Origin of the sequence: Rhizobium etli 8C-3, from assembly GCF_001908375.1 — a bacterium.
GTDB lineage: Bacteria > Pseudomonadota > Alphaproteobacteria > Rhizobiales > Rhizobiaceae > Rhizobium > Rhizobium etli_B.
Window position 1 is genome coordinate 418,525 of record NZ_CP017244.1, and the last position, 17,493, is coordinate 436,017.

General features: G+C 59.4%; 14 protein-coding genes and 1 pseudogene. 11 read left to right on the forward strand and 4 right to left on the reverse strand.

Translation table 11 applies throughout. The features are described 5' to 3' along the window. Nucleotides 1-6 precede the first annotated feature (6 nt). The 4 genes from AM571_RS26875 to AM571_RS26890 all read left to right on the forward strand — a co-directional run bounded on the left by AM571_RS26875 (nt 7) and on the right by AM571_RS26890 (nt 4,811). Nucleotides 7-990 carry a hypothetical protein gene (locus AM571_RS26875; protein ID WP_074064079.1) on the forward strand — a complete coding sequence of 328 codons (984 nt, stop codon included), beginning with the start codon at nt 7-9 and terminating at the stop codon, nt 988-990. Between the two features lie 20 nt (nt 991-1,010). Then, nucleotides 1,011-2,027, forward strand: a complete 1,017-nt coding sequence (locus AM571_RS26880) for a carbohydrate kinase family protein (protein WP_074064080.1) — start codon at nt 1,011-1,013, stop codon at nt 2,025-2,027. 54 nt (nt 2,028-2,081) lie between these two features. Next, entirely contained in the window at nt 2,082-2,810 is a 729-nt protein-coding gene (locus AM571_RS26885; RefSeq protein WP_074065594.1) for an SDR family oxidoreductase, read from the forward strand. Nucleotides 2,811-3,170: 360 nt separating this feature from the next. Continuing rightward, nucleotides 3,171-4,811 carry a phosphoethanolamine transferase gene (locus AM571_RS26890; RefSeq protein WP_074064081.1) on the forward strand — a complete coding sequence of 547 codons (1,641 nt, stop codon included), beginning with the start codon at nt 3,171-3,173 and terminating at the stop codon, nt 4,809-4,811. 488 nt (nt 4,812-5,299) lie between these two features. On the opposite strand, the gene AM571_RS26895 is transcribed toward AM571_RS26890, so the two are convergent. From AM571_RS26895 to AM571_RS26910, 4 genes are read right to left on the reverse strand one after another with little or no spacing between them, the layout of a single operon-like run. Further along, nucleotides 5,300-5,833: a sarcosine oxidase subunit gamma family protein gene (locus tag AM571_RS26895; RefSeq protein ID WP_074064082.1), complete on the reverse strand. Its 534-nt coding sequence runs from the start codon at nt 5,831-5,833 to the stop codon at nt 5,300-5,302. Beyond that, nucleotides 5,826-8,789 carry a sarcosine oxidase subunit alpha gene (locus tag AM571_RS26900; protein ID WP_074064083.1) on the reverse strand — a complete coding sequence of 988 codons (2,964 nt, stop codon included), beginning with the start codon at nt 8,787-8,789 and terminating at the stop codon, nt 5,826-5,828. Before AM571_RS26900 ends, AM571_RS26895 begins: the two co-directional genes overlap by 8 nt. Then, nucleotides 8,786-9,064 carry a sarcosine oxidase subunit delta gene (locus AM571_RS26905; RefSeq protein WP_074065595.1) on the reverse strand — a complete coding sequence of 93 codons (279 nt, stop codon included), beginning with the start codon at nt 9,062-9,064 and terminating at the stop codon, nt 8,786-8,788. The genes AM571_RS26900 and AM571_RS26905 overlap by 4 nt, the downstream gene beginning before the upstream one ends. Nucleotides 9,065-9,090: 26 nt before the next feature. Continuing rightward, nucleotides 9,091-10,341, reverse strand: coding sequence for a sarcosine oxidase subunit beta family protein (locus AM571_RS26910; protein ID WP_074064084.1), 1,251 nt, complete (start codon nt 10,339-10,341; stop codon nt 9,091-9,093). Between the two features lie 98 nt (nt 10,342-10,439). Here AM571_RS26910 and AM571_RS26915 point away from each other — a divergent pair, with 98 nt between their 5' ends. The 7 genes and pseudogenes from AM571_RS26915 to AM571_RS26945 all read left to right on the forward strand — a co-directional run. Continuing rightward, complete coding sequence (locus AM571_RS26915; RefSeq protein ID WP_074064085.1) at nt 10,440-11,399, forward strand: GlxA family transcriptional regulator; 960 nt, start codon at nt 10,440-10,442, stop codon at nt 11,397-11,399. 288 nt (nt 11,400-11,687) lie between these two features. Beyond that, nucleotides 11,688-12,593, forward strand: a complete 906-nt coding sequence (locus AM571_RS26920; protein WP_074064086.1) for a class II glutamine amidotransferase — start codon at nt 11,688-11,690, stop codon at nt 12,591-12,593. Between the two features lie 42 nt (nt 12,594-12,635). Next, the gene (locus tag AM571_RS26925; RefSeq protein ID WP_074064087.1) at nt 12,636-13,322 is read left to right on the forward strand and encodes a GXGXG domain-containing protein; all 687 of its coding nucleotides are present in this window, start codon (nt 12,636-12,638) and stop codon (nt 13,320-13,322) included. Nucleotides 13,323-13,336: 14 nt separating this feature from the next. After that, nucleotides 13,337-14,665 carry an FMN-binding glutamate synthase family protein gene (locus tag AM571_RS26930; protein WP_074064088.1) on the forward strand — a complete coding sequence of 443 codons (1,329 nt, stop codon included), beginning with the start codon at nt 13,337-13,339 and terminating at the stop codon, nt 14,663-14,665. A gap of 81 nt (nt 14,666-14,746) precedes the next feature. Then, a complete protein-coding gene (glnT, locus tag AM571_RS26935; protein WP_074064089.1) occupies nt 14,747-16,054 on the forward strand; it encodes a type III glutamate--ammonia ligase in 1,308 nt (435 codons plus the stop codon). A gap of 56 nt (nt 16,055-16,110) precedes the next feature. Beyond that, nucleotides 16,111-16,995 carry a formyltetrahydrofolate deformylase gene (purU, locus tag AM571_RS26940; protein WP_074064090.1) on the forward strand — a complete coding sequence of 295 codons (885 nt, stop codon included), beginning with the start codon at nt 16,111-16,113 and terminating at the stop codon, nt 16,993-16,995. A gap of 85 nt (nt 16,996-17,080) precedes the next feature. Continuing rightward, nucleotides 17,081-17,397: pseudogene (locus AM571_RS26945) on the forward strand (TOBE domain-containing protein); the annotation flags it as partial. Nucleotides 17,398-17,493: the final 96 nt, after the last annotated feature.

Sequence of the window (17,493 nt, forward strand, 5' to 3'; positions counted from 1 at the left end):
CAGCCCATGACACGCTTTGATGCAAAAATCGCCAAGATCAGGGCCGGCAACTACAAGCGGACGGATTTCATCATCGCGGACGCGAAAGATGGTGACATGGGGCCGAGCATTTTATCGTGTGGCCCGAAGCTCGAGAAGGACTGCTCCTACACGCGCTACCGGACGCGTGCGGAATTCCTCGACCAGGTCAAGGCCGTGATCACCCAGGACATTGTCGATATCATGCTGACCTCCGCTTCCAATCTCGAACTGCTGACGGAAAGCGGCGCTTACGCAGGCAGCAATGTGAAACCCGCAATTCGAGCCAATGATGCGACGGATATCTGGGTTGGGCGCGGTGCGACCTATGCCTCGCAGCCGTCCAGGCCTTATCGCACTGCTTCTCTGTCGGTCAGCCGGCGCCATACCGACCTCGGCCTCTACTCGATCACCTTCAACAATGATCTCGACGCGGACTACAATTCGCTGCTCGCCTTCATGGATTTTGTAGAGGACGCGCACGACAACGGCTTCAATTATTTTCTCGAAGTCTTCAATCCGAACGTCGACACCGGCATATCGCCTGACCTCCAGCCACATTTTGTGAATGATTGCATATGCCGGGCGCTGGCCGGGCTGACACGTGCGCAGCGGCCGCAATTCCTGAAGATTCCGTTCAATGGCCCAAAGGCGCTGGAGGAACTCACGACCTACGACCCGAGCCTGATCGTCGGCGTGCTGGGCGGCGGTGCGGGTACTGCGCGCGACACGTTCGAACTCATCCACCAGGCGGAGAAATACGGCGCCCGTGTGGCGCTTTTCGGTCGCAAGATCAATCTCGCCGAAGACCCGCTCGCCATGGTGAAATTCATGCGTGCCGTGGCAGACGGTGATCTCAGGCCAGAGGAGGCCGTCAGGGCCTATCACGGCGCGCTGCAGGCAGGCGGGCAGAAGCCGATGCGGACACTGTCAAACGACATGATCATCACCGAAAAGGTTCTGATGAATTGACACCGCCAAGGGAGGTGAGCATGGCCGGAACGAGCAGGCGCGGCTTCATCGCCGGAGGGACCTGGTGCCTCGACCGAAATCGCAGGATAGACGCATGGCCAAAGGAAGACAGCGTCGGTATCGCCTGGGGGCTTGAAGAACGTGGCGGCGGTCCGGCCTGCAATCTTGCCATCGACGTCAAGAGGCTCGATCCGGCAATCCCGGTCGAAACCATCGGGTTGGTCGGCAACGACGAGGCCGGCCGAAAACTCATCGCCGAAGCCGAACGAGCTGGTCTCGACCACCGGCAGATTCATGTCAGCGACCAAGCGACCACCCATACGACCGAAGCCTTCATCTCGCAGGCAAGTGGACTGCGCACACATATTTCCGAGATCGGCGTTTCGGCGCTGCTTTCGCCGGATCATTTCGATTTCTCCCGAACCACGGCGCGCTTCTTGCATCTGGGACTTCCCGGCATCCATCCCACGATGGATGCGCCTTGGAAAGACAATGCCAACGGCTGGGTGACAGTGCTCAAAGCCGCTCGCGCCGCTCGCCTTGAAACCAATCTCGAACTTTGCACGGTCACGCCGGAACGCCTACGTGGCCTGATCGTGCCCTGCCTACCGCATCTCGATACGCTGATTGTCAACGACAAAGAGATCGGGGCGCTTGCAGAGATGGAAACCACTCGGGAAGGCAGGACTGACGTTGACGCCTGCGCAGCGGCGGCGGCTGTCATTCTCCCACAGGGCGCGATGCGGCTTGTCACCATCCACTTTCCCGAAGGCGCGATCACCGTCACGCGGGCAGGAGAGGCGATCTTCGTGCCCTCAGTCAAGATACCTCGGAATGCGATTGTCGGACCGAACGGTGCGGGAGATGCCTTCGCGGCAGGCTTCATGTACGGCCTGCACGAAGACTGGGCAATCAAGGATTGTCTTTGGCTCGGTCATGCCGCGGCCGCCTGTTCGCTACGGAGCGCGGGCACGACCGACGGCGTCGTTGAGTGGAAGCAATGCCTGGAAACGGCACATAAGTGGGGAAGCCATTGAATCAAGGTGGCGGCTGGATTTGCAGAATTTGATCTGACGCAGAAGGAGACGAGCATGGTCAAGCAATTGGAAGGCATGGTCGCGGCGGTTACGGGTGCGGCCTCCGGGATTGGACTTGCGAGCACGAGGGCGATGGTTGCCGAGGGTGCGCGCGTGGTGCTCGTCGATCGCGACCAGAAGGCGCTGGACGCAGTGTGTGCGGAACTCGGCAATGTCGCAATCCCCCTGGTGATCGATCTTCTCGATCCCGCCAGCTGCGCAACCCTGATGCCGTCTATCGAGAAGCTCACCGGCCAACTCGATATTTTTCATGCCAATGCGGGCACCTACATCGGGGGTGACCTGATCGAGGCCGACACCGCCGTTATTGACCGGATGCTCAATCTCAACGTCAACGCAGTCATGAAGAACGTCCATGACGTTTTGCCGCATATGATCGCGCGAGGCTCGGGAGACATTATCGTCACAAGTTCAGTGGCGGGCCATTATCCCGTTCCATGGGAGCCTGTCTATTCGGCTTCGAAATGGGCCATGACCTGCTTCGTTCAGACCGTACGGCGCCAGGTCAACAAAAAGGGCATTCGCGTGGGGTCGGTTTCGCCCGGGCCGGTCATCAGCGCGCTCCTTGCCGACTGGCCAGAAGAAAATCTCCAAAAGGCCAAGGAATCGGGAAGCCTCATCGAACCGTCGGAGGTAGCCGATGCTATCATCTTCATGCTGACCAGGCCGCGGAATGTCACAATTCGCGATGTCGTTGTGCTGCCGACCAATTTCGATATCTGAACTGCGCAGTGAAATCTTAAGGGAGATCGTTCGCGCCGCGGTGCCAGGCGCATCGGCTGATGTCCAATCCATACAAAATTTCGAGCGGTGCTGGCGATGGACGGATATGTGCCACCAGCATCGTTCGCCGGTTTACCAGTCCTTGCAGGGTCGCACGCGGGCGGGCGCTACAATAACGCGCCTCCGGTGGAACAGCGTCATGTCAAGACGTCGTCGCCTGGGTCCGTTCAGGTGTCTGTCAGGTTCTTCAGCCACCTAAGTGCTCCCCTCTCTGGAAGCGCCCATGCCTGAAATCCACAGCCCGGAAATTCCAAACCTTTTGCACCGCACCGAGACATCACGCGGATCGGATGCATTAAGATGAACAAGGTCTTGCACATCTATCGGCCCACGGTTGGAAGCGTGACAATATGCGCGATCACGACCCTATATCTGCTTCTTGTCACCAACTGGACATTCTGGACGAAGGCGTCCGGTTACCTGGCAAGGGATCACTTTGCCTTAATTCTTTTTGCCGTTGGCATCTCGGCAATGAGCATGGCCATCATCACGGTCTTTTCTGCGAAATACATAACCAGGATATTTTTGATTTTCTTTATCGTCACCGCGTCTGCGGCATCCTGGTTCACCGATCAGTTCGGTGTGGTCGTTGATCGCGAGATGATCCGAAACGCCGCCGTCTCAACGGGTGCTGAGGCAGGGCATCTCTTAACCTTGCGCTTTGCAACCCATCTGCTTGTGACCGGGATCCTTCCATCGCTTGTGGTCGTCTGGGTAAGGGTCGCGCATCGGCCGTTCTTGACGAAACTGGCGCACAACAGCGCAATCATTGTCGGATGCATCGCGATCTTTGCGCTGGCAGCTGCCTGCGACTATCGGACCTTTGCCGGGGTCGGCCGGGCGCACCGGGACATCCTCGATCCGCTCAATCCCTTCTTTCCGATATCGAGTGCCGTCCGGTTCATAGTAGACGCGACAAGGGACGCCGAGGTTAGCGCGCACCCACTGGGCGTGGACGCACATCGCACCGGCTTGAGGCCAAAGCCGCGAGTGACTGTGATTGTCGCAGGTGAAACCGCTCGGGCAGACAATTTTTCGTTAGGCGGATATGGCAGGGAAACGAATCCGGACCTCCGCGAGCGCGGCGTCGTGTACTTTCCAAACACGATGAGCTGCGGCACGTCCACGGCGGTCTCGATACCGTGCATGTTTTCGGTCTATCCGCGCCGTGCCTACACACATCGCAAGGCCCTCGAGACAGAAAACGTGCTCAACGTCCTATCGCATGCAAACATATCTGTGTCGTGGTTTGACAATGATACCGGCAGTTATCATGTGGCAGACCGCGTCGCTTACCAATTCCTCCCGAGTTCTGCCGACCCCAGGTTTTGCAAGGACGGCGAATGCCTGGACGCCATTCTTCTCGATCGCATGGATTCGTGGCTCAGCTCCGTCAGGGGTGATAGTGTCTTGATCCTGCATCAGTTGGGAAGCCACGGCCCAGCCTATTTCTCGAGATATCCAGACGATTTCAGGCACTTTGTGCCAGATTGCCGAGCAAATGACTTTGGCGCTTGCTCAGCGCAGGAAATCAACAACGCCTATGATAATACGATCCTCTACACCGATCACATCGTGTCGCAGGTGATCGATAGACTGAAGGCGCGCTCCTCCATGATTGCCGGATCGGTCATCTACCTTTCAGATCACGGCGAGTCGCTTGGTGAGCACGGCCTTTATCTGCATGGCGCGCCATATGTCTTCGCGCCATCGCAGCAAACCCATGTCCCCTTCCTCGTTTGGATTGCGGACGACCTGCAACACTCCGGCGGGTTTGACATGGGGTGCCTGGATCGGAATAAAGCGCTCCCCAATTCCCATGACAACTTGTTTCACAGTGTTCTCGGGCTCATGGACGTGTCGACAAAGGTTTATGACCCTGCGCTCGACATCTTTGCGAAATGTCGGCGACGAGGCACCAACCTTGCTGATGCAAGTTAACTTTCCATGACCGGGCAAGAGGTGATCCGGATCAAGCGCGAAGCGTAACGTGGCGGCCTGTTATCATCGGCAGAACTGCAATACGCCAAGGGCTCGCCTCAAGCCGGGGAGGAAGACGAGCCCTTGTCCACTTGAGTGTGCTTGGAGAGGAAGGATTATCTTCCGTAGCACTCGGATGAGGCAGCTCGCGCAAGGGAGGAGAACGCGCCACGTCATCCACCGCAGCAAACATCGAGGAGGATGAAAAGTTCCGTTCTTTCCGGAGAGCCGTGACAATGGCAGGATCATCACATTGCGCAGGCGCTACACTTACTTGTCATTTGCCGGTGAAGCCGTTCCCGCGTCTCTGATAAGAGGCATGCTTTCGGCTGAAACAGCGACGACATCGTCTCGCTCCGTGCGAAAGCCCTTCGATCTGTCCGCGAGCAAGCCGACACTCGTCAGCAAGTGCCAATGAGCTTTCCCCTGGTCTTCCAACAAACCTGCGTTCAGCCAAATTCTGCGCTCATGCGCGCCAGGTCGTCCCATAGGCTTTCGGCAAATCCTCGCAGGACGATAATCTCGAATGTGTCGGCATCGACACAGGTGATATGGGCCGCGATATGGCCGATCAACGTCGTTGCGGATTGTGCGACGGGAAATGAGCCGGGCGCAAGATCGACCGCCGTACCTTTCGAAAGGACGCGCCTGGCCAACTTGCCGCTGATCCGTATACGCACGCGACCATGGCTCTGGTCGACGCCGGATGCGCGCGGTTCGAGCCCGTCGACCAGATCCTTCATGTCCTGATATGCCATCGGTTTTTCACCGATGATGAACCACTGTCCGGGCGAAAGGGAGCGAACGGTGAGGGCGGCCCTTTTAGCGAGGCAGTCCAGGAAAGACGCTACATCGCTTTCGCCAGGCTTTACGATCACATGAATGACAACGCCTTCGGGAAGCGCAGAGAGGCTGACGGCGGGAGAAGAAATCACCGGTTTGGCGCCGAGCGCCGGGCGAAGGGTCGGTCGGAAATCAGACATGGAGCCTCTTGTTCTGCGGATCAAAGAAAACCGGGTTGCACAGCCGTGCGGGGGTGATTTCGTTGCGCAGGCCGTTCCAGACCACCACCTCCTCGCCGTGCCTGTCGGATCCGCGCTTGACGAGGGCAAGACCAATGGTTGATCCGACATGGGGTGAAAACGCGCTTGAAGTGACGTAGCCTTGGTCGTTTTCGAGCGTTGCAGCCGCATTCTTGGAGAGGACATGGGAGCCTGTGCGGAAGGATCGGTTGGAATCAAGCGGCACAACACCAACCAGGCATGGCCGGTCGCCGGCCGCAAGAGCTTCGCGCCCCACCATTGCCTTGCCGATGAAATCGGCCTTTGCCGCCGAAACCATTTTTGCAAAACCGAGATCGGCCGGTACGACGGTGCCGTTGATCTCATTGTGGGTGACATGGCCCTTCTCGATGCGCATGACGCCGAGCGCTTCGACACCATAAGGCATAATGCCATCGTCTTTTCCGGCGTCCATCAAGGCATCGGCGACGCTTTCGCCGTAACCGGCCGGCACCGCAAGCTCAAAGGCAAGTTCGCCCGAAAAGGAAATCCGGAAGAGGCGGCCGTGAAGCGTGCCTCTGAAAAGCGAGATCTCCTTCGCTGCGAGGAAAGGGAAGGCAAGGTCGGAGATGTCGTCGTCGACGATCTTCCGGAGGATGGAGCGGGCTTTTGGCCCGGCGATCGCCATCTGTGCCCACTGATCGGTAACCGATGCGAGGCGAACGTCAAGATCCGGCCATAGCGCCTGCGCGCAGAACTCTAAATGGTTCATGACGCCCGCCGCATAGGCCGTCGTCGTCGTCATGAAGAAACGGTCTTGCTCAAGGCGGCTCGTCGTGCCGTCATCGTAGATCATGCCGTCCTCGCGCAGCATCAGGCCGTAGCGGGCCTTGCCGACCGGCAAGTTCACGAAGCCATTGCAATAGATCCGGTTCAGAAACTGTGCCGCGTCTTTGCCACAGATCTCGATCTTGCCGAGCATGGACACGTCACACAGCCCCGCATTCCGGCGCACGTTCAGCACTTCTCGGTCGACGCTCTCGCGCCAGGTATTTTCGCCCTTTCGCGGAAACCAGGAGGAGCGATACCAAAGGCCGGTCTCCACGAAGACGGCGCCGTTCTTCTCCGCCCAGCCGTGCAGGGGTGATTTGCGCACCGGCTGGAAGTGATGCCCATGATGGGCGCCAGTCAGCGCGCCGAAGGAGACAGGTGTATAGAAAGGCCGGAAAGTCGTCGTGCCGACATCGGCCGGCGAGGCGCCGCGCGCTTCAGCCAGAAGTCCGATGGCATTGATATTCGAAAGCTTGCCCTGATCGGTCGCCATGCCATTGGTGGTGTAGCGCTTGGCAAGCTCTACATGGCCATAGCCCTCGCTGACGGCAAGGTAGAGATCCTTGCGATGCACGTCATTCTGGAAATCGACGAAGGCCTTGCCCTTGACGCCGGCTATGGACCATACCGCCTTTTCAGGTGGGGCGATGGTATCGTTTTCCACCGCGCCGAATTCAGCAGGTGCCGCCTTGAAGCCGAGCTCCTCTGCCATGGCCGCGCCCTGCCGCGCGCCGTCCGCAAGGCAAGCCGCAAGGCCGCTAACGGCGCAAGCCGAGCCGGCCAGTACCATCCCGTTCAGATTGCCCGGTGCGAGGAAGGCTGCATTGTCATTCGACCAGACTGGCTTTCCTCCGCGGTGGCAGGCGAGGTGGATGATCGGGCTGAAACCACCTGCCATGGCCAAGCCGTCGACGTTTATCCTTTCCGTGCGGTCCTTTGAGCGGATATCGACTGCGCTCAACGCCTTGCCGCCCCTGGCATCCGATACCACGGCACCCCTGATGATGCGCGCCGGGCCAACGTAGCCGTTACCGCCGTGCTCGCGGCTGTCGACGATGGCAACAAGCTGAATACCGCGCGCTTCGAGATCGCGGGCCAGTGCATAGCCGCTGTCATTGGTGGTGAAGATCGCTGTCGCTTTGCCGGGGGCGAGTGCATAGCGGTTAAGGTAGCAACGCATGGCGCTTGCCATCGTCACGCCTGGAATGTCGTTGCCGCCGAACACAAGAGGACGCTCTTCCGCTCCCGTCGCCAGGACGCTCTGCTTGGCAACAATGCGCCACAGGCGTTCCACAGGTATATTGGGCAGCGGTTCGCAAACATGCTTTTGCACCCGCTCGACGGCGCCGAAGACATTGCCGTCATACCAGCCGAAGACGGTCGTGCGGGTCAGGAGGGTCACATTCGGCATGGATTCGAGTTCACAGATGCAGTCGTCTGCGAAATCGGCTGCCGCCTTGCTGCCGATCGATGCGGTCTCGCTCAAAAGCGCCCCGCCGGCAACCGAGTGTTCATCGGCGAGAATGACGCGGGCGCCGGCACGGCCGGCACTGATTGCGGCAGCCAGCCCCGCGGGCCCGGCACCGATGACGAGCAGGTCGCAATGTGCCCAGCACTTATCATAGGCGTCTGGATCGGCTTGATATGTTGCCTTGCCCAGTCCGGCGGCCTTGCGGATGAAGGGTTCGTAGATCTTTTCCCAGAACGGGGCGGGCCACATAAAGGTCTTGTAGTAGAAACCGGCGCCGAGGAAGGGCGACAGCAGGCTGTTCAGCGCGCCGATGTCGACGCCGAGCGACGGCCAGCGGTTTTGGCTTTTCGCTTCGAGGCCGGCATAGAGCTCCTGCATGGTGGCGCGCGTATTCGGCTCGGTGCGGCCGCCCCTGCCGATGGTCATCAGTGCATTCGGCTCGGCTGCGCCTGCAGTTAGGATGCCGCGCGGCCGGTGATACTTGAAACTCCGGGCCACGAACTGGCGGCCGTTGGCAAGCAGTGCAGAGGCGAGGCTGTCGCCCTGAAGACCCTGCATCACCTTGCCGTCGAAGGTGAAAGACAGCGACTTAGAGCGGTCGATCAGCCCGCCTTGCGGCAAACGGTAAGATGTCATGCGCCTAAACCTTTCTTCCTGCCAGACGTAGCGTCGCGGCATGCAGCGATCTCATGGGTCGCGGTATTGCGGTCGACGACCAGCCACCGCCGGCAGCCGGACGTATGATGCCAAAATTCCTCGTAGGCGCCGCGGGGATTGTCGCGCAGATAGACGTAGTCGAACCAATCGTCAGGACCGGCATCGGGCGTCGGTCTTGCAAGGGCAGCGCCCTTGATGGTGAACTCCTCTTTCGGTCTTGGCCCGCAATGCGGGCAGGGCACCAGACTAGCCATTTCGAATGTCCCTTTGATGCGCGAAATCAATGAAGGTTGGGCTGGGCGCCCTGGCCCTTTTCGTCGATGAGATAGCCACGCTGAAAGCGGTCGAGCCGGAAGGCGGCCGCCGTCTCCTGCGGGACGCCGCGGGCGAGAAGATGGGCAAAGCAAAAGCCCGACGCCGGGGTCGCCTTGAAACCGCCATAACACCAGCCGGCATTCAGATAGAGATTATCGATAGGGGTTCGGTCGATGATCGGCGAGCCGTCCATCGACATGTCCATGATGCCGCCCCAGGAGCGCAGCACCCGCACGCGCGACAGCGCCGGAATCATTGCCTTTCCGGCTTCCGCCACATGTTCTACCGTCGCCAGATTGCCGCGCTGGGCATAGGAATTGTAGCCGTCTATGTCGCCGCCGAAGACGAGGCCGCCCTTGTCGGATTGCGAGATATAGAAGTGTCCGGCGCCGAAGGTGACTACTCCGTCGATGAAAGGCTTCAGGCCTTCGGAGACGAAGGCCTGAAGAACATGGCTTTCGAGCGGCAACTTCAGGCCGGCCATCCGGGCGACCTGCGAAGAATTGCCGGCTGCTGCGAGTGCCAGCTTGCCGCAGCCGATGAAGCCGCGACTGGTTTCGACGCCGGTTACCTGCCCATTGCTGCGACGGATGCCGGTCACCTCGCAGCCTTGGATGATGTCAACGCCGCGCTGATCGGCACCGCGCGCGTAGCCCCAGGCGACCGCGTCATGGCGAACGGTGCCGCCGCGCTTCTGCAGCAGGCCGCCCTGGATCGGAAAACGGGCATTGTCATAGTCGAGAAAGGGCAGCATCTTCTCGACCGAAACGCGGTCGAGAAGCTCGGCGTCGACGCCGTGCAGCCGCATGGCATTGCCGCGGCGGGTATAGGCGTCGCGCTGCCCATCCGAGTGGAAGAGATTGAGCACGCCGCGCTGCGACACCATGGCATTGAAGTTGAAATCCCGCTCCAGCCCCTCCCACAGCTTCATGGAAAGCTCGTAGAACGGATTGTTGCCCGCCAGCAGGTAGTTGGAGCGGATGATCGTCGTATTGCGGCCGACATTGCCGGAACCGACATAATTCTTCTCCAGCACCGCCACATTGGTGATGCCGAATTCCTTGGCGAGGTAGTAGGCCGTGGCAAGGCCGTGTCCGCCACCGCCGACGATGATCAGGTCGTAATGCGGCTTGGGCTCGGGCTGCCGCCATGCGGGCGACCAGTTCCTGTTTCCAAAAAGTCCGTTTAGGAAGAGGGACAGTGCCGAGTAGCGCATCGATGCTTCTTTCCGAGAAAGGACCTGTTAGCGGACTGATAACATGAGGAAGAGATCCAGCGTTGCATTTATGGGACATTTCAATGTAACTTTAGGACATGAGTCATGGCGACCAGAAGAACCTTCAGCGGATCGGTTTTGTTCTCGTGCCGAATTTCGCGCTGATGTCATATGCCTCGGCGACCGAGCCCTTGCGGGCAGCGAACCTGATTGCCGGAACTGCGCTATATGAAGCAGTCCCGCTATCGACAGATGGTCTTCCGGTGCGCAGTTCGTCCGGCCTGACGATCAGCTGCAACAAGCTTTCTAAGGCTGGCGGCACCTGTCATACGATCTATGTTTGTGCCGGCGGCGATCCTCAAGACTGGTATGAGAGTACGTCGCTGCATGCGCCGCTGAGAAAGTTCGCGCGTAGCGGCGTGCGGATCGGCGGCATATCGAGCGGCTCCTACGTGCTGGCATCGGCGGGCCTGGTCGACAACAGCGACTTTACGATCCACTGGGAACATGCCCCCCTTCTGAAAGAGGCATTCCCGCATCTTGCCCCGCGCCAGGCGCGGTTCGTCATCGATGGTGCACGCGTGACCTGTGGCGGAGGGGTGGCGCCGCTCGACATGATGCATGCCGTGATTTCCGAGCGGATGGGCGCCGATTTTGCCCGTCGGGTGAGCGATTGGTACCTGCATACTGCCGTCGCCGAGCCGAGCGATCCGCAGCGGGCGTCGGCGGCAAAGCGCTTCGGGACCAATCACCCGGCGCTTCTCACAGTGCTGGAGAAAATGGAGACTGCGATCGAAAATCCGCTCAGCCGTGCGGAGATGGCCAGACTGGCCGGCATCAGCGCGCGCCATCTCGATCGCCTCTTTCTCAACCATCGCGGCATAACCTTCCTGGACACTTACCGGCAGCTCCGCCTGCGACACAGCCGTCGACTGCTGGAGCAAAGTCCGCTGTCCATTTCGGAGATCGCCTTTGCCACCGGTTTTTCGAGTCCCGGTCATTTCTCCAGATCGTTCAAAGCCGAATTCGGTGAAAATCCGAGGGATGCGCGGCGGTAGGATGACGGAAGACCGGTTCGCGGCGATCGCGGTCAGCCTCTGCTGGCGGCTGCGAAATGTCCGTCATCTAACCGGCCGCGCTTCCGTCTTCAGATCCGGTCCGTTTTCTGGCGCTCTTCCATAGGCAGGACGGTAACGGAGTGTCTCCATCTTCTGGTGGAGAGATAACACAACCGATCTCCGCCAGAATGGTAGTTGCCTTAAAGGAAAAAATTATTCTTCATAGTTGATTATCATCAGACCCTCTGGTAGCACTCATTTCAGACACGAACGGAGGTTGCCTAGGTCATGTGCGGCATTGTTGGACTGTTTCTCAAAGACCGGAGCCTAGAACGCCATTTAGGTCAGCTGCTCTCGGAAATGTTGATCACCATGACAGATCGCGGTCCCGACTCTGCCGGGATCGCAATCTACGGTTCGGCTGCCGAAGGAAAGGCGAAGGTGACAATCCAGTCGGCCAAGTCGGAGGCGGATTTCGCCCGACTTGAAGATGATTTGGCAAAAGCGGGAATACCGGCGAACGTCAGCATCAAGAGCACCCATGCCGTCATTGCGATCGCTGCGGACAAACTTACGGCAATCAGGCCGATCCTGGCCACGCTTCGGCCCGATGTCCGTGTCATGGGCTCGGGCGACAGCGTCGAGATTTACAAGGAAACCGGCCTGCCGAAGGATGTCGTCGCCCGTTTCAGCGTCCGCTCCATGGGAGGCTCGCATGGTATCGGCCACACCCGCATGGCGACGGAATCGGCTGTCACGACGCTCGGGGCACACCCGTTTTCGACCGGTTCAGATCAATGCCTGGTGCACAACGGTTCGCTGTCGAACCACAACAACCTGCGCCGTGAACTGGTGCGGGAGGGCATGACCTTCGAAACACAGAACGATTCGGAAGTTGCAGCTGCCTATCTCACCTCCGAAATGGCCAAGGGCAAGGACCTCGGGCAGGCGCTGAGCGGTGCGCTCGACGACCTCGATGGCTTCTTTACCTTCGTGGTCGGCACGAAATCCGGCTTCGGCGTCGTGCGCGATCCGATTGCCTGCAAGCCCGCTGTCATGGCCGAAACGCACCAATATGTCGCTTTCGGTTCCGAATACCGGGCGCTCGTCAACCTGCCGGGCATCGAAACGGCACGCGTCTGGGAGCCTGAGCCTGCAACCGTCTATTTCTGGGATCATCAGAAAGTCGCCTGAGCGGCACCTCTGTGCGCATTCCTCCAAGGATTCTTTGAAAACATGCCTGTCATTGATCTCGCCATCACCCCTTTGCGTGAACTCAACAGCGCCCTGCACGGCATCCAGCCGGGTTCGAACGACCTTTCCTTCGAGGTCGTCAATCCGCGCGGCAGCCATTCGGTTGCCGTTGGCATCGATACGCCTGTCACGGTCGAAGTGAAGGGTTCCGTCGGCTATTACTGCGCCGGGATGAACGACGGCGGATCCGTTACCGTTCATGGTTCGGCGGGCCCGGGGGTCGCGGAAAACATGATGTCTGGCACAGTCGTGATCGAAGGCGACGCTTCCCAGTATGCGGGCGCAACGGGCCGCGGCGGCCTGCTGGTCATCAAGGGCAATGCTGCGTCGCGCTGCGGCATCTCGATGAAAGGCATCGATATTGTCGTTCATGGCAATATCGGCCACATGTCCGCCTTCATGGGCCAATCCGGTCATCTGGTGGTGCTCGGCGATGCCGGCGATGCGCTGGGCGATTCGCTCTACGAGGCAAAGCTTTTCGTGCGCGGCTCGGTCAAGAGCTTGGGTGCCGACTGCATCGAAAAGGAGCTACGGCCCGAGCATCTGACGAAGCTGGTCGAACTCCTCGAAAAGGCCGGCGTGACCGGAGTGAGGCCCGAGGAATTCAAGCGTTACGGTTCGGCCCGCAATCTTTACAATTTCAATATCGACAACGCCGAGGCGTATTAAGGCCAGGGACCATCATGAGCTATCACAACCCATATACCCCGCCGCGCAAGTCTGCGACCTTCGACGATTATACGCTGGCGGAAATCCGACGCGCCGCGGCGACCGGCATCTACGACATTCGTGGCGCTGGCACCAAACGGAAGGTTCCCCATTTCGACGACCTGCTGTTTCTCGGGGCGTCGATCTCGCGCTATCCACTCGAAGGTTATCGCGAAAAGTGCGACACGTCGGTCGTCCTCGGCACGCGCTTTGCCAAGAAGCCCGTTCACCTGAAGACACCGATCACCATTGCCGGCATGAGCTTCGGCGCCCTGTCCGGCAATGCCAAGGAAGCGCTTGGACGCGGTGCGACGATTGCCGGGACCTCCACTACCACCGGAGACGGTGGGATGACCGATGAAGAGCGCGGCCATTCGCAGATATTGGTCTACCAGTATCTGCCGTCGCGTTACGGCATGAATCCCAGGGATCTGCGTCGCGCCGATGCCATCGAAGTGGTTGTCGGCCAAGGGGCAAAGCCCGGCGGCGGCGGCATGCTGCTTGGCCAGAAGATCTCCGATCGCGTTGCCAACATGCGCAATCTCCCCAAGGGCATAGACCAGCGTTCGGCGTGCCGCCATCCGGACTGGACCGGCCCGGACGATCTTGAGATCAAGATCATGGAACTGCGCGAGATCACCGACTGGGAAAAGCCCATCTATGTCAAGGTCGGCGGCGCGCGCCCCTATTACGATACGGCTTTGGCTGTGAAGGCCGGTGCGGATGTCGTCGTCCTCGACGGCATGCAGGGCGGCACTGCTGCCACTCAGGACGTTTTCATCGAGCATGTCGGGATGCCGACCCTTGCCTGCATTCGCCCGGCAGTTCAGGCCCTGCAGGATCTCGGCATGCATCGCAAGGTGCAACTGATCGTGTCGGGTGGTGTCCGCTCCGGTGCGGATGTCGCAAAGGCGCTGGCGCTTGGTGCCGATGCCGTTGCCATCGGTACGGCGGCGCTGGTTGCACTGGGCGATAACGACCCGAGATGGGAAGACGAATACCGAAAGCTCGGGACCACGGCCGGTGCGTATGATGACTGGCACGAAGGCAGGGACCCGGCTGGCATTACGACACAGGATCCGGAACTGGCGGCTCGTCTGGATCCGGTCGCCGCCGGCCGCCGCCTCGCTAACTATCTGAAGGTCATGACGCTCGAGGCCCAGACCATCGCCCGTGCCTGCGGCAAGAACCACCTGCACAACCTGGAGCCGGAGGATCTTTGCGCGCTGACGATGGAAGCAGCTGCCATGGCGCAGATTCCGCTCGCCGGGACGAGCTGGTATCCGGGCAAGGGAGGTTTCTGAAACCGCATCAGAATATCGAGCCGCGTTTGGGAGGATGCGGCTCGTTTCCGTTGAGTGTCTGAAATAAAACAGGGGAATGACATGACACTGGATCTGTCGACATATGCCGAAGACCACGGCATCAAATATTTCATGATCAGCTTTACCGATCTATTTGGAGGCCAGCGCGCCAAGCTGGTGCCGGCCGAAGCGATCGCAGACATGCAAAGAGACGGCGCGGGTTTTGCGGGCTTTGCCACCTGGCTCGATCTGACGCCTGCCCATCCCGATCTTTTTGCCATTCCCGACGCATCCTCGGTCATCCAGCTTCCGTGGAAAAAGGATGTGGCCTGGGTCGCAGCCGACTGCGTCATGGAAGATCAACCAGTCGAGCAGGCTCCCCGGGTTCTTCTCAAGAGACTGATTGGCGAAGCTGAAAAGGCCGGCCTGCGCGTCAAGACCGGCGTCGAGCCGGAATTCTTCCTGATCTCGCCAGATGGTTCGAAGATTTCCGACGAGTTCGATAACGCCGAAAAGCCCTGCTATGATCAGCAGGCTGTCATGCGCCGCTACGACGTCATCGCCGAGATCTGCGACTGCATGCTGAAACTGGGCTGGAAGCCGTATCAGAACGATCACGAGGATGCCAACGGCCAGTTCGAGATGAATTGGGAATATGACGACGCGCTGCAAACGGCAGACAAGCATTCCTTCTTCAAATTCATGGTGAAGTCGGTTGCCGAGAAACACGGTCTTCGCGCCACCTTCATGCCAAAGCCCTTCAAGGGCCTGACCGGCAACGGCTGCCATGCCCATATCTCCGTCTGGGACCTGGAGGGTAGAAACAATGCGTTTGCCGACAAGGCAATGCCGTTTGGTCTTTCCGCCAAGGGCAAGACTTTTCTCGGAGGCATCATGAAACATGCCTCGGCACTGGCCGCGGTGACCAATCCGACTGTCAATTCCTACAAGCGTATCAACGCGCCGCGGACGATCTCCGGTGCAACCTGGGCGCCGAACACGGTGACTTGGACGGGCAACAACCGCACTCATATGGTGCGCGTGCCAGGTCCCGGCCGCTTCGAGTTACGGCTGCCCGACGGTGCCGTCAATCCCTATCTGCTACAGGCGATCATCATCGCGGCGGGGCTTTCTGGCCTTCGCAGCAACGCCGACCCGGGCCCGCATCACGATATCGACATGTATCGCGACGGGCATAGCTTGACCGATGCTCCCAAACTGCCGCTCAATCTGTTGGATGCACTTCGCGAATACGAAAAAGATACCGAACTGCAAGCTGCCCTCGGTGCCGAATTCTCGGCGGCCTATCTGAAGCTAAAGCAGGGCGAGTGGAACACCTATTGCTCGCAGTTTACCGCCTGGGAGCATGAAACGACCCTCGACGTGTGATATTTCACCGCTGTCCTTCGCGGCCCCCCGCGTTGCGCACTGCAAGAGAGCCTGCCATGACGCAATTCATTCTGACGGTCACCTGCAAATCAACGCGCGGCATCGTGGCCGCCTTATCCGGTTACCTGGCGGACGCGGGCTGCAATATCATCGACTCGTCCCAATTTGACGATCTCGATACCGGTCTCTTTTTCATGCGTGTCAGCTTCCTGTCGGAAGAGGGAGAGGGCCTTGCAGCGCTTGGCGAAGGTCTACGGCCGATCGCCGCAAAGTTCAAAATGGACGCTAAGATCCACGATGGCTCGCGCCGCATGAAGGTCACGCTGATGGTCTCACGTTTCGGCCATTGCCTCAACGATCTTCTCTATCGCTGGAAAATCGGCGCGCTGCCGATCGATATCGTCGGCGTCATATCCAACCATTTCGACTACCAGAAAGTGGTGGTCAATCATGATATACCGTTCCATCATATTCCGGTGACCAGCGAGAACAAGCCGCAGGCCGAAGCCAGGATCATGGACCTGGTGGAAGCAAGCGGCACTGACCTCATCGTGCTCGCACGCTACATGCAGATCCTGTCTGATCGGATGTGCACAGAGATGTCAGGCAAGATCATCAATATCCACCACTCCTTCCTGCCGAGCTTCAAGGGCGCCAATCCGTACAAGCAGGCCTACGGTCGCGGCGTGAAGCTGATCGGCGCAACGGCTCATTATGTTACCGCAGACCTTGACGAAGGCCCTATCATCGAACAGGACACTGTGCGCGTCACCCATGCCCAGAGCCCTGAAGATTACGTGTCGCTAGGCCGCGACGTCGAGGCGCAGGTTCTGGCGCGCGCCATACACGCGCACATCCATCGCCGCACCTTCATCAACGGCAACCGCACGATCGTCTTTCCGCCAAGCCCGGGGAGCTACGCGTCCGAGCGCATGGGGTAAAATACGGCGTGCCCAATGGCGCGGCCACCATGGCAATTGCCCAACCCCGAAGTATCGGTAGGCCATAATATGGTGTTGTCGATCCAGGGCGACGATCTCACTCGGTGAGGCGGTTTTTGAACGAATCCCGTTCCATGGCAAGGCGGTCTTGAGCGGGAAGGGGCTCTCATGCTGGGGCCCGAGCGCATTCGGCTATCGCGTCATGATGGCAGCGGCGGTCTTAGCGCGACCGTCAGAGACATCACCTTCCTAGGAAATAATATTCATGTGGCAACGGCTACGGCCGCCGGTGAAGCCTTGTCGGTGCGATTGCCATTCGGGCATGAGGCAATGGCCGGTCTGAGCCCAGGGGACCGCGTTCATCTCGCATTCGGCCCCGGCGCTGCGCACGTGTTCTGTTGAGCTAGAAGCCGGATGATAGAACCTCTTTCCGTCGACGTCTGGACCCGTCATTCGACACTGATCTTCCGATTTCCAACAGTCTGGTGTTTGCCCGGA